This window comes from Zoogloea sp., assembly GCF_023150065.1.
In the GTDB taxonomy this organism is placed as follows: domain Bacteria; phylum Pseudomonadota; class Gammaproteobacteria; order Burkholderiales; family Rhodocyclaceae; genus Zoogloea.
This window is the reverse complement of sequence record NZ_JAKLLN010000208.1, coordinates 1-548: the sequence shown is the minus strand read 5'-3', so window position 1 is coordinate 548 and position 548 is coordinate 1. Positions and strand designations below refer to the sequence as shown.

Sequence of the window (548 nt, the reverse complement as noted above, 5' to 3'; positions counted from 1 at the left end):
CCGCCAGCCAGGCCTCCTCGCGGCGCGACTTGATGTCGAAGAACAGCAGCAGCAGCGCCGCCCACAGCAGGGTGAGGAGGCCCTGCACGTGGAGCGCCCAGCCGAAGGCGGCGACGATGATGCCGCAGTAGATCGGGTGGCGCACCCAGGCGTAGAGGCCGCTGTCGACCAGCTCGCAGCTGTCCTTGGGGTGGGGCAGGGGCGTGAGGTGGGGCCCCAGGTGAAGCGCCGCCGCTGCCGCGACCAGCCCGCCGACGACGATCAACACGATGCCCGCCGGCCCGGCGACAGCCACCAGCGCGGCCGGCCAGGGCGCCGCACCGGTCGGCCCGAAGACCACCAGCGCGAACAGACACAGCTGCAGGCCGACATACCATTCGCCGCGTCGCCCGCGCCACCAGGGGTGTCTTTCCATCGGAGCCTCCGGAGTGGGTGCCCCGGAGCCGGACTGGCCCGGGGCGGCGGGCAGTCTGCCACGCCGGCGGGCCAGCCGCCAGCCGGAAAGCGCCGGAGTGTTTGTTGGCTCAGCCGACCACGAAGCCGGGCAC

Annotated in this window: 1 protein-coding gene; it reads right to left on the bottom strand. The window is 73.4% G+C overall.

The window, feature by feature from the left end:
* On the bottom strand, nucleotides 1-415 hold a 415-nt coding region (locus L6Q67_RS24305; RefSeq protein ID WP_296576329.1), incomplete at its 3' end, for a methyltransferase.
* Nucleotides 416-548 lie beyond the last annotated feature (133 nt).